The sequence below is a fragment of the Pseudomonas corni genome (genome assembly GCF_057128765.1).
Genome location: NZ_JBSKHW010000019.1, coordinates 112,831 through 133,303 on the forward strand (window position 1 = coordinate 112,831; position 20,473 = coordinate 133,303).

Annotated in this window: 12 protein-coding genes and 1 pseudogene; 6 read left to right on the forward strand and 7 right to left on the reverse strand. The window is 53.2% G+C overall.

The genetic code is table 11. From position 1 onward, the window contains the following. Window positions 1–54: 54 nt before the first annotated feature. Window positions 55–2,652, reverse strand: coding sequence for an AAA family ATPase (locus ACWKV9_RS24475; protein ID WP_483838684.1), 2,598 nt, complete (start codon window positions 2,650–2,652; stop codon window positions 55–57). Window positions 2,653–3,155: 503 nt separating this feature from the next. Continuing rightward, window positions 3,156–7,676, reverse strand: a complete 4,521-nt coding sequence (locus ACWKV9_RS24480) for an NACHT domain-containing protein (RefSeq protein WP_483838685.1) — start codon at window positions 7,674–7,676, stop codon at window positions 3,156–3,158. A gap of 409 nt (window positions 7,677–8,085) precedes the next feature. Here ACWKV9_RS24480 and ACWKV9_RS24485 point away from each other — a divergent pair, with 409 nt between their 5' ends. Further along, complete coding sequence (locus ACWKV9_RS24485) at window positions 8,086–9,006, forward strand: HNH endonuclease (RefSeq protein ID WP_483838686.1); 921 nt, start codon at window positions 8,086–8,088, stop codon at window positions 9,004–9,006. 259 nt (window positions 9,007–9,265) lie between these two features. Here ACWKV9_RS24485 and ACWKV9_RS24490 read toward each other — a convergent pair whose 3' ends face one another. From ACWKV9_RS24490 to ACWKV9_RS24500, 3 genes and pseudogenes are all read right to left on the reverse strand, one after another. Then, the gene (locus ACWKV9_RS24490) at window positions 9,266–10,228 is read right to left on the reverse strand and encodes a DUF2806 domain-containing protein (RefSeq protein WP_483838687.1); all 963 of its coding nucleotides are present in this window, start codon (window positions 10,226–10,228) and stop codon (window positions 9,266–9,268) included. A 928-nt stretch (window positions 10,229–11,156) separates the two neighbouring features. Beyond that, the gene (locus ACWKV9_RS24495) at window positions 11,157–12,089 is read right to left on the reverse strand and encodes a DUF808 domain-containing protein (protein WP_483838688.1); all 933 of its coding nucleotides are present in this window, start codon (window positions 12,087–12,089) and stop codon (window positions 11,157–11,159) included. Window positions 12,090–12,501: 412 nt separating this feature from the next. Further along, window positions 12,502–12,825: pseudogene (locus ACWKV9_RS24500) on the reverse strand (calcium:proton antiporter); the annotation flags it as partial. Between the two features lie 303 nt (window positions 12,826–13,128). Between ACWKV9_RS24500 and ACWKV9_RS24505 the strand changes: the two are divergent. The 3 genes from ACWKV9_RS24505 (at window position 13,129) to ACWKV9_RS24515 (ending at window position 16,432) form a co-directional block, all read left to right on the forward strand. Continuing rightward, a complete protein-coding gene (locus tag ACWKV9_RS24505; protein ID WP_483838689.1) occupies window positions 13,129–14,226 on the forward strand; it encodes a BMP family ABC transporter substrate-binding protein in 1,098 nt (365 codons plus the stop codon). 128 nt (window positions 14,227–14,354) lie between these two features. After that, window positions 14,355–15,323: a 2-oxoglutarate and iron-dependent oxygenase domain-containing protein gene (locus ACWKV9_RS24510; RefSeq protein WP_483838690.1), complete on the forward strand. Its 969-nt coding sequence runs from the start codon at window positions 14,355–14,357 to the stop codon at window positions 15,321–15,323. Window positions 15,324–15,478: 155 nt separating this feature from the next. Continuing rightward, window positions 15,479–16,432: an adenosine deaminase gene (locus ACWKV9_RS24515; protein ID WP_483838691.1), complete on the forward strand. Its 954-nt coding sequence runs from the start codon at window positions 15,479–15,481 to the stop codon at window positions 16,430–16,432. A 108-nt stretch (window positions 16,433–16,540) separates the two neighbouring features. Here the strand turns inward: ACWKV9_RS24515 and ACWKV9_RS24520 are convergent, their stop codons facing one another. Then, the gene (locus ACWKV9_RS24520) at window positions 16,541–17,233 is read right to left on the reverse strand and encodes an ArsR/SmtB family transcription factor (protein WP_483838692.1); all 693 of its coding nucleotides are present in this window, start codon (window positions 17,231–17,233) and stop codon (window positions 16,541–16,543) included. Between the two features lie 765 nt (window positions 17,234–17,998). Next, window positions 17,999–19,207 carry a multidrug effflux MFS transporter gene (locus ACWKV9_RS24525; protein ID WP_483838693.1) on the reverse strand — a complete coding sequence of 403 codons (1,209 nt, stop codon included), beginning with the start codon at window positions 19,205–19,207 and terminating at the stop codon, window positions 17,999–18,001. A 229-nt stretch (window positions 19,208–19,436) separates the two neighbouring features. On the opposite strand from ACWKV9_RS24525, the gene ACWKV9_RS24530 reads away from it, so the two are divergent. Continuing rightward, the gene (locus ACWKV9_RS24530; RefSeq protein ID WP_483838694.1) at window positions 19,437–19,796 is read left to right on the forward strand and encodes a hypothetical protein; all 360 of its coding nucleotides are present in this window, start codon (window positions 19,437–19,439) and stop codon (window positions 19,794–19,796) included. Window positions 19,797–19,897: 101 nt separating this feature from the next. Next, entirely contained in the window at window positions 19,898–20,395 is a 498-nt protein-coding gene (locus ACWKV9_RS24535) for a GreA/GreB family elongation factor (RefSeq protein WP_483838695.1), read from the forward strand. Window positions 20,396–20,473: the final 78 nt, after the last annotated feature.

Genomic DNA, 20,473 nt, shown 5'->3' on the forward strand with positions numbered 1-20,473 from the left:
TTGGGCCGGGTCAGAACCGAGTGCTCGACTGGATCCTGACCCTTGCTCAATATATTAGCTGGTTCTTGATCCAAACTCGGCTATCCATTTTTGCAAGGCTACGGCGTCGGCCTCGAAGACATCGAGTTCAAGAGTGCTGCTGGACTTCTCATCTGACTGTGCATGTTCAAATACTGAGTAGCGAGTCATCAGCTCATCAATGAACACGCAGTCTTCATTCGTCACCTTGGCGACCTTATGGAGCTTGCCCTGGGTGTTGATCGCACGTCTGAACCGGCCTACAACATCCGCCAACAGAATGTGCTCAATCGTTTTTTCGACAATCACCCTGAAGTCACTGCATGCACTTTTACCGAGCGTCTCGTAATCGTCGACTTCAGCCTTCTCTTGGTGTTTTTTCAGCCGCGTAATCGTATTGTCGATCAATCCGCGAACAGCACTTTCCGGCTTCAGGTCTCGAGCGCTAGCGGTCGCAACGATACCAGCCACCTTGTCCAGTCTCCTGAGGGAAGTCAGTGCCGGTTTGACAGATGGCATCCCTGGCATCTTGTTCCATTTTTCCGTAACCGCGTCTACCAATGCAACTAACGATAGTCGGTGAGTAAATATGATGACCTGCCTCGTCTGAGACAAGGACACAAGGCGTTCGACAACCTTCTCCTCAAAGTCTTGGTCGAGTGAAGATATTGGGTCATCGAAAATGAACGGGGCTAGTTGATTTGATCCTGTAGTATCCGCAAGAAACGCAGCGAGTGCGGCGATTCTGGTTTCACCTTCGCTCAAGATGTATTCCAAGCCATGAGTACCGTGCGCACCTACTAGATTCAAGCCAAAGGTGATCTTGCCTTTGCCACCCGATTTGCTTTGTGGAGCTATTGGAATGCGGTGGCCACCGAGCAGCCTAAGTTCTTCAATGAATCGAGCTTGGTAGCCAGCATCCAACTCGGTCTTGGCCAAGTCATTTTTCTTGGTGGTCAGAGCGTTGGTAGCCGCTGAGCGTGAAGCTTTGTCTATCGCGGCAACTGCGATCAGCCTAGCCCTTTCAGCGCTGATTGATGTTTTGTTTTGCGAGAGCCACTGCTTTGCTTGAAGGCGCTGAACTTGGTCACGCATTGCTTGACGATGTTCATCCTTCAATAGGGCCGAAAGGCTCGCTTCTTCGGCAATCAGATCTGCTGACTTAGTTGTTACCGCTTCGTTGATGCTCTTCCAGTCGAACGGTTGCAAGATGCCGACAGGGCTTCCCAACACGATTTGATCACGTCTCGCTTTGAGCATGCCAAGCCAGGAGATCGCATCCGTTTCCTCGAGGCCTAAGGTGGACATTTGAACGATCCAGCTTGTTTCCCCAGGAAGAGTTGGCAACAGGGTTTTCTGATCAGTAAAACTTTTTTCAGCCTTCTTGGCGGCTGTCTCAAGGCCGTCAGTGACGAACTTCTCAAACCCAGCTAGACGGGCTTTGGCGTCCTCATCAAGGCTTTGATGGCAAAGCACGCAGCGTGAATCAGTTGCAATATTGGGGAACTGAGATTGTGTGTAGGCCGTGCCGTTAGAGTATGCGCGTGCGTATTCCCACATATCCTGCCAGGTCGCAGAGCCAACACCGTCGAGCTCGGCTTTACCGAAAATCGCTGCCGCAGCTTCTTCGCTCGAATTCCTGGCCTTAACAGCGGCGTTTTTTAGGGTCTCTAGCGTACCTGCTGTCGCATCGTTCAATCCCTGTTGAAGAGTCGACATTGCTGTTTCAATATTTTTAAGTGCGGTTTTTTCTTTGTTGATGCTTAGTAGCCGACCCGCAATATCCTTCTCTGCGAGTAAGGCCTCTTTCTCTATACGCTCCCGATTAAGCATATCCGTGTACAGACTTTCCTTATCTATACTTGCGGTTGTGGTCGTGCTCTTCAGGCTCTGAAGCCATTTTGCTTCGGCAGTGTGATTCAGAGTTTCCGGAATGGTAGGGAGTGCTTTGCTGAGTAACGCTTTCTCTCTGGCAAGCTCTGCGTTTATCGCGTCCGCCGTGACGATCAGCGCCGATACAAACTTCATCCGACTCGGCTCATAGCATGCTTCAGTTCTGCCCATATACTGCTGAGCAGCCTTGCTGTCGAACACCTGTGCATGTCTTAGAGCTTTGTGTGGCCCGCTGGGAATGTCCCAGTGAACATCAGCCAGCTTACCGTCAATTGAAACCTTGAAATGAGCACGACATGGCGTAGGCGTCGAATCGAAGACATTGCTGCGTATATCGTCCTTGGATCGTGATCCGCAGATCTCTTTCAGCAGCCGTGCAAATCCGCTCTTGCCGGTTCCATTCTGTCCGTAGATCACCGAGAGGTTGCTTTTGCCAAATGGAAGGTGGGCGCCTGCCTTGATTGCGTTCAACCCATGCACATCTAGGATCTCTTCAATCCGAAGCAAAGGTCTGTTGGCAACCTGCGATAACGTGCCGGGGGTTACGGTCAAAAATCCGGGATCAGCTTCATCTTTGGCTTCGAGCTTGCAAAGTCTCGCGAGCGTTTTGATCTCTTCTGGATTCAACTGCCGCTTCGAGTCGATCAGCATGCGAGCTGCTGTCTGCTGCCACTTCGGGCGCCCGTTTAACCATGTCTCAAAATCATCAGCTACTACTGGTGCTATCTCAATCGTCGACATGGTGCGCTCATCTCAAGAGTAATCTTTGAGCATAGTCGCGAACTGGCGTCTTGGAATTATTTAGCCACTATCGTAGCGGCATGGCGTGGAAGTAGGATTCTTAGGTGTAACACAGCGCTTGAACAACGGATTTTCAGGGAGTGAGCAGCTTCGCAAGAAATACCAGCGATTACTCGCGAGCATGTCCCGCCAACTCACTGCCGTCATCTCTCCGCCAAGCGTCAAGTAGAACAAAGCTCTACGACACCTCGACTTGGAGTCGCCAGTGACATGGCGCATGTCACGTCCATCAGGCCATTTCGTGTGCGCCGAATATGCCCTGCTAAAGGTGGCCTTTGACTACTCCCGCATCAACCAGTCAGGGAAAATCGCGCACAGTAGATTTGCGACTCTCGATGGCTGAGATAGGCTAAGACCTAGCATATGGTGGAAAGCGCAGTACTGGCTGCATATCAGTCAGCCGAAGCGACGCAGTATAGGACGGTCTCAATAGAGTCTTTGAGCTAATCGTTGGCCGGAAGGATCATTTTCACAGCAGGGGAGCTTGCAAGCGGCGTGGCCTCCCGGTTCCGCCGGTCGTCCGTCCACGCCTTCATTTTCGCTCTACCTTTCTCATGCCAGACAACTCCCTCAGACCTTCGCCATGCTGCGTTGGAATTGCTTCCATCTGGCCACACAGTTCTTTCTGCAGCAAAAATCCACAAGCACTCCAGCTCATTTTTATTCAGAAAGTCATCAAAAATGTCTCGGCGGACGTAAGCATGCGATCCGTCATCAGTGCTCCTGCCACTGACGAACTGACGAACGCCATTAGGATCAACTTGGATTAGCAAGTTGGAGGCCAAAGGTGTCAGTGCCAAAGCCTTCCCCAACCATGGGGCGGGTATTATTGCAGTGGCGCCGTTAGGGAGTGAGGCGTCAAGGTGTAACTCCCAGCAATAGCTAAAACAAGGGAACGCGATCTCTACTTCTCCCAGTTTATGGAACTGCTCTGGCGTCCACATTTGCTGCTCCCACGTAGACCGCCATGGGGCTTCAAGCAGATAACCAGCATCGGTACAGCTTGGGCCCGACCAGTCCATAACGTTGATAGATTGCTGAGCAGCCAAGTAATCAACCAGTCGTTTGCGGTCTTTTTTCCGGACTATGACCGGCAACAGATAACGCCATTCCTGTTGGCGCAACCCATGCTCACGGCCTTCCTGATCTTCATAGCGATCCGTATCTGAACGATGCTCGTATAAAACTACCCACTCGTCTCCAGCTTGGTCTGTGCGGTGAACAAGATTCGCAATGCCTGTGCTTGGGTTGAGCTCAAATGGCCACTTCCGCAGATCGTCCTCCGACACCTGCTTAAGCACAACCGGAGCCGCATCCACAGAGCATCGTTCTCCAGCAGGAAGATCCGTGAGAATGGTGGGATCAATGTCTCTATGAAAACCCACGTCCAACGTCGTGCGGTATTGGCGCGATCCATCAAGACCTATTTCCTTCATCCATTTGCTATCGGCCAGACGACACAACAGTTCGTCCAATGCCAGCCATTCATATTTCGCACCAATGCGCTCGCACAATGGCCTGTCACGCGAATAGCCGTATCGGCGAGATTGGTCACCTCGGAAAAGGTCATGAGTCCATCCGTGATCATAAGCGCGCTTTGCTACCCAGCGTTGAGCGGCACCAATATCGATGTCTGGGAGACGGTAAGCACTTCCACCGGAAGTAGCAAATCGTGCCTGGAACTCTCCCCTGAATCTCAATTTTTCCTCTGGGTTTAGGAGCCTGAAAAGCGCACTCTCGAGCTGTCTCAACTGCTCAGAATTATCAGTGACATCCCTAACCTTTTCCGGATGCAATAATGCATGGAAAGCGTTGAATCTGAGACTCTCCATTTCCTCTAAGATTTTGCTTCTGTCTGAATAAGGGGAAATGACCTCGGTCTCAAAACGATCATATTTTTCTTTTTGCGTGTAGGGCATTGGAGACGATAACGGCACACTCGAAAAAACCCCGACGCGCGATTTGATTACATCGGCGAAGTCACTGATCCCGCCAGTGCAGGACTGCATTATCTCGTCCCCACCTGCCTTCTTCGCCCTCCCGATAAGACTCGATTTAGACGTGGAGAGTCTTACCGCTTTAGATTTATAGGGAGGCCGGCACACCTCAACATCAATCGTGACTGGTAAGCACGCCCGAGACTCAGCCAGTTCGATTATCCCAAAAGCGTAGTCCCTCAGCATTATCGACAGAGGTACACGTTCTTGGCAGAAAACATGGTCGTAAGCTGTCGTAGAGTACAGCTCCAGTCGTTGGGAGGATCTGTCGATACAGGCTGCTCCGTACCCGGCAGCATGCAATCTTTCCAGCACATACAGGTCGTCGATACCGGAGAATCTCGCGCACAGCTCGCTGTATAACTGGACGTTTGATAGGAGGAGTGAAGAGAGAGCTTTGGTTGCTTTGTCTCTAATTTCCCTGTGCGAAGATGCCGTCAGCCAAGCAACTGTCAAACCGCAGAGCAACTGCACATGAGAATCCGTTTTGTCGTTTTGACTGAAAGCACACCAATCCAAAAGCCGACGTGCAGTGCTGCCCTCATGTAGGTAAAGCTCATTGACCCTGGCTGTCCAAAACGCATCACGCTGTGGCAGTTTTTTATTGATCAATACCTTATGCAGAAACTCAGCATTCCATGGATGATCGATGCTGGCGCTTAGCTCAATTAGGATATGAAAGTGGCTGTCGTCAGAGGTTAGAAGCGCGTTATAAATCTGCAGCGTTCGATCTGAAAATCCCGCCGCATTGCGCCATCGCAAGCTCTCCAAAAAGGCATTTCTGATTGAGTAGTCATTGACCCAAGCATTTACGTCGCCGGGCATCACATCGATTAGCTCCACTCCAAAGTCTTCTGGTATCTGGATAGAAAGCGCTTCGGCTAATCCTGCCCACTCCCATTTAAGCGCCCCATTTTTAAGGATGAAGCTCAAATCACCGTCGCCTAGTGCGCGGCCAGGATCTGTCACATCAGCCAGCAATACGCCGGCCATGAGGTGATCTTGTAGTCGCTGAAAACTAAATCTTACGATGTCTTCTACAGGTAAGAAGGGATCGACCTTGCCAAGGCGTGGTGCTGGATCGCGTCGAAACATGCCGTTTTTCTGAAGCACCTCAAACCAGGTTCTGGAAGATGGTGCTGGATAATTTGCGAACTTCTCCGCTGCAATCTGCACAGCCTCAGCCAAGCTTATGTAGTCGCGCCTATCTTTTGCCATGAGCGCGGCAATGGCTGAGATCGCGGTTGTTGTCGGCACTACGAGCTCATCACTGCCATCTCGGCCCACGCCTAAATTACGCGCGACGCTATGGATGTAAAAAGCGAACACTGTCTTGGTGCCATGCAGTCCTTGAGGAAATTGCTTATACCCATCTCGGGCTAGGGCGATACAGGCACTTCGAAGAAATAACGGGTTCACAAACTCAGCTGAAAGCCATGGCGTGCTTGGTTGGGATATGCCGCGTCTACCTAGGAAGATCTTCGCCGCCCTTGACTGCTCTTCATCAGTTTCAAAACCACGGATGGTGAAGGACTCCACCGCATCAAGCACCTTGGGTGGCACCACATATGGTATGTATTCAGTACGACAGCTGACCACAAGGGCAAGGTTCTCGTAAGCGTTTACCCTAGCGATCAGCTTAGGAAGCTTATTTCTCCAGAGGTCTGCACCAGCACCTTCGTTTATCGCATCGATAAGAATAAGTCCGCGCTTTCCTGCTGCCTCAGCGGCGGCACTCAAGGCCTGCAAAAACGTTTCGGGCTCAACACACCCAAGTCCGACAGTTTCTGTAGCCTGGCCCCAAAATCCTTGAGATCCTAATTGCTGCCCCAAAAATAACAACACTGGGCGCTCGTCCGATATCGCTTTTTGAGCGATGCTCCCAAGCATATGAGATTTACCAGTTCCCGCCTTTCCTGAAAGAAGAGCGAAACGGTTTCGCTCAGCGGAATAGAACTTACCGCCAAGCTTTGAACTTAAGCCATAGATAGCATCAGAAAGCTTGTCTAACTGATGACTAAGATAGTTCAGATCAGGGGAAGAATAGTCCCTTCTGAACTCAGATTTGGGCATATTTTTCCAAGCCCACGACTTCAGTTCATGGATGCTCGACGATGCCATCGACAAGGCCTCTACGCACTCAGCAACCGGCCAAGGCTTCCAAAAGTCGGAGCGGAATTCGCTGCTGAATGCCGCAGCTCTAGTGGTTTCCAGCTCGATACGCTGAACACCAGCTATGAGTCTGGCGTCGACGCCATCTTTGATAAAACTCTTAAGTCTGGAGGACTTGACTAACTCTGAAAAGCTTTCCTCAAGCTCGGCTAAGATTTCTTCGTCCCGAAGGAGTGCTTTGAAGAGAATCTCGATCTGAACCTCAACATGGTCTTCCGGATGATATCGCTCATCTAGAGACTCTATGGCGAGCTCTACATTCTTTCGGAACCACTCCGATGATAACTCCAGTTCACCAAACCAGAATTTCCGTAGTCCTTCAGCGGTTGCCTGTAGCAGCTTGTCGGTTAACTCAGAAGCTGTCCAAGCCACGAACTCGACAGTACCAGGCCCGCTCTCTGCACGAAGCTTCTCCCAGGCGATCTTGTGCGAGTCCCAGTGCTCCCATCCCGTGTTGCCTTTGCCTTTTGCCCCGCTGCGATCTGTAAGGTCACAGGGAATGGCTATCACATAACGCTTTAGGCGAGGATGGGTTTTCAAAGCCTGTTTTACTGAATCATCAATCTTGCTCCAGTCGATACTGCCGGCCCTGAGGTAATATTTGGCTTGATAACCAACCTCAGCACCGTCCTCAAGCAACCAGTAGCTCTCAATTCCCCCGTCACCTCCCGAGCCCTCAATCCGCCTGAACTCCTTGGCACTATTGGGGCGCTCGCGTCTTGCAAGTTGGCAGGTTAGCTCCTCAAACGCCAATCGCTGGCCAATGTCTTTGCCGCTGATTTTTGAATAGTCCATTAAGAGTCCATTTGGCGTTGGGATTCGGGCGCAGCTTTACAAAAAGGATCTCAGCCTAGTCTATCTGCTCAGGTGAGCCTGTTGCGCCTCATCCTGTGCTCAGAGGGTCGCATTTGGCTGCAGTATTTCGAGTAGGTGTTTTACTGGATCTGTAGGGTGGGAGACAGGCGGCGTTGTGAATGGGGGATTCTGTTAAGGATGAAGTACCTTCCCTGTACCAAACCCAGGTTGCGCACTAAGGCGATTTGGTTTCAAACTGCCGTCCTGCTCGAGCTCGCGATTCAGCATAACCTGCAAGATTGTCATCCCAAAAACTGCGTTAAACGCCGCCGAGTGCATTCCAACATCACTGCAGTTGCCGTGGTTTCAAAAACCTATCGATAGTCTTGATGAAAAGGAATACGTGCCAATGGAGCATGAACACTGGCTGAAATCTGACGCAATGCTGGAAAGCTGGAAAGAAGGGTTCAGAAGCACCACTGTACCAACCGGGGTAGCGTTCATCAGCAGCGCAGTAAGGACTTTCAGACAAAATGAGAAGAGCCTGTGGACTGAGTACAGAGAGCCTTACTCCGGCATTCGACTTATAGCCTTTGAACTCAATCCGACCGTCCTGCCTCCCCGAGTGATGTGCCGGGTGTGGTTCTATCGCGATCGAACCGACCTTCAAAATAAGTTTTCAGCAACAAAGCTACCCGCCTTGCTCAGCCAAACCGTTAGTGCACCTATTGCGCCAGTCCCCAGAGGGTCATGGAAATCCGAGCTAGCGAGATTAAAAGTTGAAGTGGTTGGTGTGCAATACGATGTAAGACTTCCCGAAATTTTTGCACTTCCACCTACCGGCTCGGAAAATACTGCCGCCAGTCGCATCACGGTGGCAATGCAAGAGCTAGCTAAAGAGTTTCTATGTTGGGTCGATGCAACCTACTCAACGTCAGCCATCGCACCGACAGGCCATGTTGAGTCAGGCATACATCCGAGCGTCGATGAAAATGCCCCGCTAGTGGAGCACGAGACTGAGGGCAGCTGGCACGAAGTGACGGTCAGCGTTTATGAGAGAAGCAGTGCAAACCGCAAGGCATGTCTGGAACACTACGGGCCGTCATGCCAAGCGTGTGGGATGACCTTCAAAGATGTGTACGGGGAATTAGGTTCTAACTTCATCCATATCCATCATGAGATACCCCTACACACCATGGGCGTCGCTGGAGTGGTTGATCCCATCAAGGACATGAAACCGCTATGTCCCAATTGCCATTCCATGGTTCATAGATCTAGTCCCCCGGTAGCCGTCGAGGAGCTCAGGCAGCTTCTGGGAGGCTGTAACTGACGGATAGTCGTTTGATTGAGCATATTTTGCTGATACCGAGCAATAGGGCAATGCTGGTTTTGCTTAACAACGCCCAGTGATTTTTAGTAACTCAAAGACACGGCGGCTTTGCTCTTCACCACCTGCAGGCTACTTTCGTTGCAGCGCTGACCGAGTAGATCAGTTAACCCTTACGACATCCCAATCGCAATCAAGCGCCGCATTCCTTGGAGACCGAATGGGTTCATAAATCATTCAAGCACGGTATCAGTAGAGATTTTTACGATGGAGACTGCCAGAGTACCTCGACAGGTTTTCCATCACAGCGTAGTTCCACTCGTGTAACTCCAGACCGAGGCAGACGAAGTGCAGCCTGCCGTATATTTTCTTGGTAATCAGGCTCTGGAAGCAACCGTCCAAGCTCTCTACCGACGCGAGTGAAATCAATATAATCCCATTGTGACTTCGATCCTGCACGAAGATATACCAGCGGTATAGTCCCATCCACGCAGAAAGGTGACCATAGCGCTGAGCCATCCGGCTTGAATGGAGGAAGGTACTGCACGGCCATCGCAGGCGCCATCAACCCAAACTCACTGAGTCGTTGCCATCTCGAAAAATCGTCGCCGAGTTGCCACTGTGCACTGTAATCAACAGCGCTTCCGACGCTTTTGGCCCATGCGTAGCTGAAGTCATTCGCGGTCTCTTGATCTAGCTCGCTCAAAGCTCGGAGCGTGGCTAAACCGAACGAGCTTGGATGCAGGACTTGACCAGCAAGTATTCGACCGAATAGATCTTGCAAACGCTCTGACGATGCATCCTCAGCGAACCGCATAAAGCTGTTCATCCAGTCGTCATCAGGGGGTTGAGACGTTGCCGACGCATCATCACTTGTAGCGTCAGCTTCCAAATGCTCGGCTGCTCTGTGCGCGACGCTCAGGCGATTTTTTGCCTTTCGAATCGTAGTTGGTAGGTAAATTTCAGCAGCAACCTTCATCAGATCTACGTTGTTGCTCGCCTCGTCCACGGCAGCCTTCGCCAAGACGGCACTCACCATGGATCTCGCTTGGGTAGTGTCATCAATTGCCTGAGCGTATTGTTCCAACTTCGCAATCGGAACAGCCATTAAGCCGCCCAGAAGATCCGATATAGCTTTAAAAAACGATCTTCTGACCGGCTCTGGTATTCCACTAGCAACGGTTTCTATCAGAGACAGCACAGTAGGATCTGACGACTCGTTCATTTGCGATTCCTTGCGGTTCCAAACAGGTTTGGGGTACGAATCTTTTGAGGGACATATCCGTCCGAACGGCGCCACTACAAGCGCCTGCTCCATAACATCAGGCTATAGGTTGTCGCAGGTAAAGGGCAACGCTATTTTGGCGTCCATGCTTGTTTCCAGTGCCATGCTTACGCTCCAGTGACTAGCTATTGGTAGCCTCATGGTGAAGCCGGAGACCATAGGCACTCTCCCTCCGCCCACTCCAACCCTGCCCTACTACTGGAAACTAGATTTAAGTTTTTAAATGGATTTAGGCCATCGTTCAAAACCTGGCCTTAGCCATCCTTCGATGGTACGATTTAAGCTAATCCTTGTCATAGCGGAGTTGCTTGCAGTCTCAGAATCCGCTCAGACGCCAGCACCATATTAGACAGGCCCCGAATTCTTACCATTGAACAATTTTCCTAGAGACACGACCAAACTAACCCGCCGACGACTTTAATTTGAATCACCTTGAGATGGATGCAGTCATTATGCGGCAGGCGTCAAAAGCCAGGAACGACCCGGGTACACAGCTATTTAGTAATCCATATCGTTGGCCACGCTGCGCCGGCCTCGCCAGTAACCATATTTAGTCCCCCACTGACTTAGTACTGTAACCAGCGCAGGATATTGGTTGTCGTATGCAGAAAAGTAGGGGGCCACATACTGCGGAAATTGGTCGAAGCTAGACTCGGGCGTCTCGTCGCCACAGGAGAAAATTGATCTGGCAGCCCCATTAAGCTTGCATGGGGCTGGACATTAGCATCTGCCAATGCCTTCTACTCCTCATTAACCCAAACTCTTAGGCTTAACGCACTGATCCGGCGCGCTGCAGGGCATTTCCAAAAACCAACAATAATCGTCCTACTTAGGCTTTGCAGCATAACGGCCTACCTAGTCGCAATAATTAATCTTCGACCTTAGCTTTTTTAGCCGAAATCATGCCCTGCCCCGTACTCACAATACCGACCACAAGCCCCCCCAAACACGCTCCGACCAGCCCCTCTAGAAGCATCTCTGCAACCTTCTTCCACGCTCCAAAATTTCCAACAATTAGCTCCTTTAAATGTTCCAAGTACGGGACTCCTTCTACTACGAATGAACCGCCAACCAAGAACATCGCAACTGTTCCAATCCAGGAAAGGCCCCACATTAGTTTGGGCGCCAAAGTGACCAGAAACCCTCCAAACCATTTCACCATATTAGTGAACGCACCGCCCGCTGGACGCTTGCTTAATGCGAGCCCAACGTCATCCATCCTGACAATACCTGCCACGATGCCATACACGCCTACTGTCATCACGAAAGCGATAGTGATCAACGTGAGAATCTGTTGAACCATCGGCGCTTCAGCAACAATATTAAGTGTAATGACTATGATTTCGGCGCTCAGAATGAAGTCAGTGCGAACCGCGCCGCTAACTTTTCGCTTTTCGAAAGCAGCGATCTCTTCAGGAGATTTTACCTTGACCTGTCTGGCACCAGTCCTCTTCTCAGAGTCATTAGAAAAAAGTTTATCTTTAATCGCCTCAAACCCTTCATAACAAAGGTAGGCTCCGCCGGCCATCAGCAACCACTGAACAGCTGCCGGCAAAACCGCGTTGAGGATCAGGGCGAGAGGAACGAGGATCGCTTTGTTTTTCAGTGAGCCTTTGAAGACCGCCCACACAACGGGCAATTCTCGATCCGCCTTCATTCCTGTGACCTGCTCAGCATTCACTGCCAAGTCATCACTCAATACGCTGGCCGTCTTCTTGGCAGCCACCTTGCTCATAAGCGAAATATCATCCAGAAGAGTTGCAATGTCGTCTAGAAGAGCGAAGAGACTACTGCCGGCCATGTTCTTTCCTTACTGAAATCGCCAGTCGACATAGGCCGGTAGCTAGTAACCGGGTCTGACCCTGCACCGTGTTCGTAGTTCGGTAGCTCGCCGTCATCGCTTCAATTAACGGTGCTACCAAGTGTCGCATTCACTTCCATAACTATCCCGGTTCGAGGTTGAGCCTCTCTTAGCCAGCCGTCAGGCGTCCGGCAGGCTCAGACTGCAGTGTGTCAATGAGATTGGCCCCAAAGCACTCCCAATCAAATGCACGTCTAAATCTTATGATCACGGGAAGGAGCAGGAGCAGGAGCAGGAGCAGGAGCAGGAGCACCAAAGCCTTGTGGGCTTTGGAATCAAAAGCAAGGCAAGACCAGATCAAGAACAGTCAAAGCCTTGTGGGCTTTGACACCAAAGAGGTGTGTGTCTAGAAAATCACGGCGGAGTAAATAGTGTCCCGCACCAGCGTTGGCGAGGGCTCGTTGTTCATCATGATCGCCAGGATCACCACTTCAACCAGCACCGCCGAAAGCGTGAGGATCATGGTGCCGTAGGGGTCGCCGACCTTTTCCGCCAGCACCTCGGCGTGGTGTGCCACGCGCATCGAAGCACAGACGATAAAACCGACCAGCACGATGCCAGAGATCAGCGCGACGGCATGGCCGTGGCTGAGCAATTGATGTTCGAAGCCATACGCGAAAAACGTCGCGATGAGGGCTAACAGGAGAAATTTTTCTTGCTTGAGAATCGCGCCCATTGTTGCTTTACCTTTGCCACAAAAGCCGCGGCGTCCATGAGTTGATCGAGGTCCGAGCGCTTGAGAGTGCGGTTTGTGTCCAAAGGTTTCAAGGCAAAGGGCATTGAGTGCCTGTCTGCACCAGTTCGCGTCGATATGTCGCACCCATGCACCGGCGCGAGCCGCATTTGTCGCTGGAGGTGAGCGCGCAGAAGGCGGCAATCCCCGGCTGATGCTTTACTTGTCTACATGGTCAGCTTTTTGCATTGATTGCCCAGCCCGCCCAGACGGCCTGGCCAACAAGACCCAAGGAGCTCGACCTGCATGCTTTCCACCCTTCACTCGCGTCGCCCCCTGAAAAAACTTATGTGCGCCATGGCTGCTGTCGTTGGCCTGAGTTCGACGCTGATGGCCGTTGCCGCGGAACCGCTGAAAGTCGGTTTTGTCTACATCGGCCCCATCGGTGATCACGGCTGGACCTATCAGCATGAACAAGGTCGCAAGGCGATGGCCGATGCCCTCGGCGATAAGGTGACGACCAGTTTCGTGGAGAACGTGCCCGAAGGTGCCGACGCGGAGCGGGTCATTCGCAACATGGCCAAAGGCGGTTACGACCTGATCTTTACCACCTCCTTCGGTTACATGAACCCAACGCTGAAAGTCGCCAAGCAATTTCCGAAAGTGACGTTTGAGCATGCGACCGGTTACAAGCAGGACAAGAACATGGGCACCTACCTGGCCCGCACCTACGAAGGCCGTTACGTGGGCGGGTTCCTGGCAGCGAAGATGACCAAGACCAAAAAGATTGGTTACGTCGCTTCGTTCCCGATCCCGGAAGTGCTGCGCGACATCAACGCCATTCAGCTAGCACTGGATAAATACAACCCAGGCACCGAAATCAAAGTGGTGTGGGTCAACTCCTGGTTCGATCCGGGCAAAGAGGCTGACGCCGCCAACGCGTTGATCGACCAGGGCGCGGACGTGATATTCCAGCACACCGACAGCCCTGCGCCGATCCAGGCCGCCGAGCGTCGTGGAGTTTATGCCGTTGGTTATGCCTCGGACATGGCGCACTTCGGGCCCAAGGCCGTGCTGACCTCAATCGTCAACAACTGGGGCCCGCACTACACTCAAGCGACTCAGGGGGTGCTCGATGGGACTTGGAAATCGCAGGATTACTGGGGCGGTTTGAAGGAAGGCACGGTGCAGTTGCCGATCAGTGACGTGGTGCCTGCGCAGGTTAAAACCGAGGCAGAGAAGATCATCGCTGACATCGAAAGCGGCGCGTTTCACCCATTCACCGGACCGATCAAGGATCAGACCGGCGCCGTTAAGATTCCGGCTGGCACTGTCGCAACCAACGCCGAACTGGCTTCGATGAATTATTACGTGGAAGGGATCAAAGCGGATTTGCCGAAGTAACCACGCGGCATCGAACCACTGTAGGAGCGCGCTTGCCCGCGATAGCTTTGTTTCAGCCAACATAAATGTGGCTGCAATAGCGTATTCGCAGGCAAGCGCGCTCCTGCACAGATCAACACGGAGCACCCATGAACCCGCTTCCCATCATCGACATCTCCCCGCTCTACGCTAGCGACGACCAAGCCTGGCATGACGTTGCCCGGCAAATCGACAGTGCTTGTCGCGAGTGGGGCTTTTTCTACGTCTGCGGCCACCCCGTCAGCACCCATCGTATCGAGCAGGTAATCACCGCGGCCCAGGAGTTTTTCGCGCTGCCCAATGCCGACAAACTGAAGATCGATATCACCCAAAGCCAGCACCATCGTGGCTACGGCGCCATCGCCACAGAGCAACTGGACCCCAGCCTGCCAAGCGATCTCAAAGAAACCTTCGACATGGGCCTGCATTTACCCGCTGACCACCCGGAGGTGCTGGCCGGAAAACCACTGCGCGGCCCTAATCGTCACCCGGACATGCCGGGCTGGGAAGCGCTCATGGAGCAGCATTACAAGGACATGCAAGCCCTGGCGCTGACGCTGTTGCGCGCCATGACGCCAGCACTGGGCATTGACCTGGATTTTTTCGATCAGCGCTTCGAGCACCCCGTGAGCGTGCTGCGCATGATTCACTACCCTCCTCGCCACACCGCCACCAGCGAACAACAGCAAGGTGCTGGCGCGCACACTGATTACGGCTGCATCACCCTGCTGTACCAGGACGTAGCAGGTGGTTTGCAAGTGCGCGACGTGCGCGGGCAGTGGGTCGACGCACCACCAATTGCCGAGACGTTCGTGGTCAATCTGGGAGACATGATGGCCCGCTGGAGCAACGACCGGTATGTATCGACACCGCATCGTGTCATCAGCCCACTGGGCGTTGACCGCTACTCGATGCCGTTTTTCGCAGAACCCCATCCCGACACCCGTATCGAATGCCTGCCGGGCTGCACCGACCCGCAACATCCACCGCTTTACCCGACGACCACCTGCGCCGAGTTTCTGTTGTCCCGTTTCGCCGACACCTATGCCTACAGGCGTGATTTGGAATCCTCTCTGTAGGAGCGAAGTTGTAAGCGAGCCTTGGTTTCTATTGGCTCGCCAACAAGTTGGCTCTTACAGGATTGTGCAGCGAATGAACCGCCTGGTCAGGTTTTGCCCAGCCAACGGGCATGAATCTGTAGAATGCCGACCATTGCACCTGATGAGAAAAGCACATGTACGATTGGTTGAACGCCCTGCCCAAGGCAGAACTGCACTTGCATCTGGAGGGCTCACTGGAGCCTGAACTGCTGTTCGCACTCGCCGAACGCAACAAGATCGCCCTGCCCTGGAACGACGTCGAAGCGCTGCGCGGCGCCTACGCGTTCAATAATCTTCAGGAGTTTCTGGACCTTTATTACCAAGGCGCGGACGTGCTGCGCACCGAACAGGATTTCTACGACCTGACCTGGGCGTATCTGGAACGCTGCAAGGCCCAGAACGTGGTTCACACCGAACCGTTCTTCGACCCGCAGACCCACACAGATCGCGGCATCCCATTTGAAGTCGTGCTCAACGGTATAGCCGGCGCCTTGAAAGACGGCCAGCAGAAATTGGGGATCAGCAGCGGCCTGATCTTGAGCTTCCTGCGCCACTTGAGCGAAGACGAAGCTGAAAAAACCCTCGACCAAGCCCTGCCGTTTCGCGACGCATTTGTTGCCGTCGGCCTGGACAGCTCGGAAATGGGCCACCCACCGAGCAAGTTCAAGCGGGTCTTTGATCGTGCACGCGGCGAAGGCTTTTTGACTGTTGCTCACGCAGGCGAAGAAGGGCCGCCCGAGTACATCTGGGAAGCACTGGACCTGCTGAAAATCCAGCGCATCGACCACGGCGTTCGCGCTATCGAAGATGAACGCCTGATGCAACGGATCATCGACGAACAGATCCCGCTGACGGTGTGTCCACTGTCCAACACCAAGCTTTGCGTGTTCGACGACATGGCCCAGCACAACATTCTGGACATGCTCGAACGCGGCGTGAAGGTCACTGTGAATTCCGATGACCCGGCGTACTTCGGCGGCTACGTGACGGAAAACTTCCACGCGCTGTACACCCATCTTGGTATGACCCAGGATCAGGCCAAACGCCTGGCGCAGAACAGCCTGGACGCAAGACTGATCAAGCCTTGATCACCGCAAACCTGGGAAGCGACTTTCCGGGCAGTTGATTGGGTAACAAATGAAAAGGGGCAGCTTTGGGGCTGCCCCTTTCATTTCTGCTTCAGTACAGCAGTTGTTTCAGGCCGCTGAGGCGATTTTGTTGATCTCGCGCTGACCGTCCGAAGACACCTGCAACGTGCTGGACTCCTCCGTCGGACGCAACCAGCCCAGTTGCATGAACAGTTGCAGCAGACCTGCACCCAACGCGCCTCCCAGATGCGGATTCTGCTCTACGCAGTCGGCGCAGGCACAGGCGGTTTCGCGCTGGGTGTGCGCCAACGCCGTCACAAAAATCCCCCGCTCGGCAAGTTTGGATATGCCCACACTGGTCACCTCCAGCCGCTGCTCGGAATGCTCGATCCACCCCGCCCCCAGCATCCGCTGATACAAATCTGTCCCCAGATCACCACCCAGGTGGTCAGCGCATATACGTGCGCGACGCAGCGGCATGACGGGCAGCGGCGCAGGAACGCTGCGGCTTATCGCCTGGGCACTCACGATCGACGCACTGGCCAGCGCTTCTACCGCAGCGCCCACCTGGGGCGCTGCCAATCTGAAAAAGCGCTTTCGACCTCGTGCTTCCTGCTTGAGCAGACCGCCCGAGGCCAGCCGCGCCAGATGCGCACCCGCCGAGGATGTTGAAAGTCCGACCAGCAGCGCCAATTCATCCGCCGATCGAGAAGTCCCGTCCATCATCGCCCACATCATTGCGCTGCGCTTGGGGTCAGCCAACAGCGCGGCTATGTGGCTAATGCAAGGTGCGTTTTCCATGTGTTAACTCCCTGTTGAAACAATCGTCTATTGCGATGACATAGTGACATCGATTTGCCAACAACCAAGACGCTAAGCCGCCAAAAGCAAAGCCGTAATTTACCTGCCAGCCTTTTTACGGACCTAATACATTGCGCCTGACGATCCACGCAATCGATTCGGCTCAACATGATCAAACGCGCTGATTGATAGCCGTGAATGAGCACGAGATATTCCGTTAACAAGTTCTGTACAGATTGCTTGCAACTACCGTTACAGCCCCATGCGCGCACTTTCTATGCGACACATTCGGAACGTCAGTATAAGCGCTGTGAGCAGGATAGAAATTGGACCAATTGCGGCAAAGGCAGAGCAGCCGCGCCTGATAGCGAAAAACCGGCACAAGGTTGGCAACACACTACAAAGGCGATTTCCTCGGTTTTCACCCCGAAAGCCGCTTAATTTCAAGCCTGAAAGAGAATTGGAAAACAGCGCTTAATTCAGAGTGAGGTAATTGCCTACAACGATTACGCCAAAGTCCTTCACGAAAAACAGCTTTAGGAAATTCCACACGCCGCACCGAACTCGATATGGCCTCTCTCAACGGGCACAGTCACTGAGCCAACTTGTAGGACTTATCCGCAAAGCAAGTAGTCCGAGCCTGAAAACTTGAAATTGAACCGTCTGATATATGTGTACTGAAAGTTCGTTCCGATATCAAAACCAGACGACCCAAGGGCTGCGGAGCAAAACACTTTTGCAGCCCCTCAACGCTGTTTACATCGTTCAGATCCGCACATCGGGCCGCAAAGCCATCCCATCGCGTTTTTTATGCAGGCGACGAGTGAAAACAGCCAATGCCACAGCGAGCACACCACAGATGCTGATGACGGTTGCCATCGGCACCGCAGTGCCATCGTGCAGCACGCCCACTAACGCCGCGGCGCCTGCCGCCACGCTGAATTGCAGGCAGCCCAGCAACGCCGATGCGCTTCCTGCGCGCCGCCCCTGTCCGGTCATCGCGCAGGCCGAGGAGTTGGGGATGATGAAACCCAGGCTTGCGATATACACAAACAGCGGCACCAGCAACGGCCATAGTTTTTCCGTGTGCAGGTTGGCAATCAACAGCATCACCAGCGCTGCCGCCAGGTACATCCACACAGCCCGAGACAGTAGCCACGCAGGACCAAAACGACCGACCATTCTGGCGTTCACTTGCGCAGTCAAAATGAAGCCTGCCGCGTTGATTCCGAACAGCCAGCCATAGTGTTCAGCGGGTACGCCATAAAGCTTGATAAAGACGAACGGCGAACCCGCGATGTAGGAGAACATCCCGGCTATCGCGATACCGCCCGTCAATGCATGCCCCAGGAACACGCCATCTCCCAGCAGTCGCCGATATTGCGCGAATGCGCCAGAGAGAGGCTGACGTGGGTGATCTGCTGGCATGCTTTCTGGCAAACCCAGGGCGACGGCCAACGAGCTGAGCGCACTGAAAACCGTCAATACCAGGAAGATCGACTGCCAGCCATACACGTTGACCAACAGGCCGCCGAGCATCGGCGCAAGAATCGGCGCCAGCCCCATAACCAGCATTAACTGTGAGAAGACTTTTGCCGACTCCACCGGATTGCATTTGTCACTGACGATTGCCCGCGACAGCACCATGCCGGCACACCCGCCTAGCGCCTGGACGAACCGCGCGCCAATCAGCCACTCAAGGTTGGGGGCAAACGCACAGGCCAGTGACGCCAGGGTGAACAATCCGACGCCGAACAAAAGAGGGATACGCCGACCGAAGCGGTCTGCCACCGGACCGTATGCCAATTGCCCGATGCTCAACCCCAGGAAATAAGAGGCGAGCGTGAGCTGTACATGTTTCTCATCGGTGCCGAATGCCAACGCCATAGCGGGGAATCCGGGCAAATAAAAGTCGATGGCCAAAGGGCCAAAAGCGCTGAGCGCGCCAAGGATCAAAATGGTTCTGAGGTTCATCCGGCTTCCAAAGCTGTTTTAAGCAGACTGGGTAGTCTAACGCCCTTGAATGTTCGCAGGCCGTCTAGAGAAAAATTACTAAAAGTTTTTTCAGAATGATCAACCATTGGGCGCAATCGCTGAACTAAAGGCTTTATACCGAGCATCGGTTAATGCATTTCTCACCGCGTATTCACAAATAACTCACAGATCCGCTTCTAGACTTTCTCTAACTATTGAGGGATCGGAAATGAACGCGCGCTGGGTTGTGCTGTGGTGTGTGGTAGTGATTGCCGGCTGTCAGTCTACTCATGATCAGTTGTTGGCTGAGGGTTATCCCCCCGCCTTCGCCGATGGATTCCAGGACGGCTGCGGCAGTGGGCGGCAGGCTGTCGACGTGATGAAGGGGCAATTCAAAAAGAATGTGCCACGCTATTTAAAAGATTCGCTGTACGCACAAGGATGGGGGGACGGGTTCCGGCAATGCCAGGCCATGCTGGAGAATCAGAACAATCAGGATCAGGGACGCGCCAGCATATGGAACGACCGCGACCGGGACTGGGACCATCAGACGACCCAAGATATGGGACGCGCTTATCGCTCTAAGTGACATTGGTCATCAGGCTGGCAAAAGTTGCTGCTGAACATCCAGCGAAACTATTACGGCGCAAGCGTGGCCCAACTTTCATGACCTTAAAAAGGGAGAACGTCATGAGCAGGGCCTTTGTCAACGAAGAAAACGCTGCCGCGCAGGCCGATCAACCGGTCGAGCGTCAGGTCAGCGAGCAAACCAATTACGTTACTGCCAGTGGTCTGGCGCAATTGCAGGCCCATGTGGCCTTGCTGCAAGCGCAGCACAGCGAACAATCTGCGCTGGGCGAACAGGCCGATAAACAGCGCCAGGCAGACATCGAGCGCGATCTGCGTTATTTCAATCAACGGCTACAAAGCGCGCAAGTGGTCACACCAGCTGCGTCCACCGAGAAAATCCAAATTGGTAGCTGGGTGACGTTTGCCGACGAGCATGATCATCAACAACGTATCCAACTGGTCGGCGAAGATCAGGCAGATGCCGGCAGTGGTTTGATCAACTGGGCCTCGCCATTAGGCCGCGCTTTGCTTGGTGCACAGACCGGGGATGAAGTGAACTGGAAACGCCCGGCGGGTGATCAGGTGATCGAGATTGTCGCCATTGAGGCGGATGTTTGAGATGACTGACCGGTGATCATCTGTAGGAGCGAACTTGTTCGCGAGGCGATTTCCAGATGCTCCCAAATTCGCCAACAA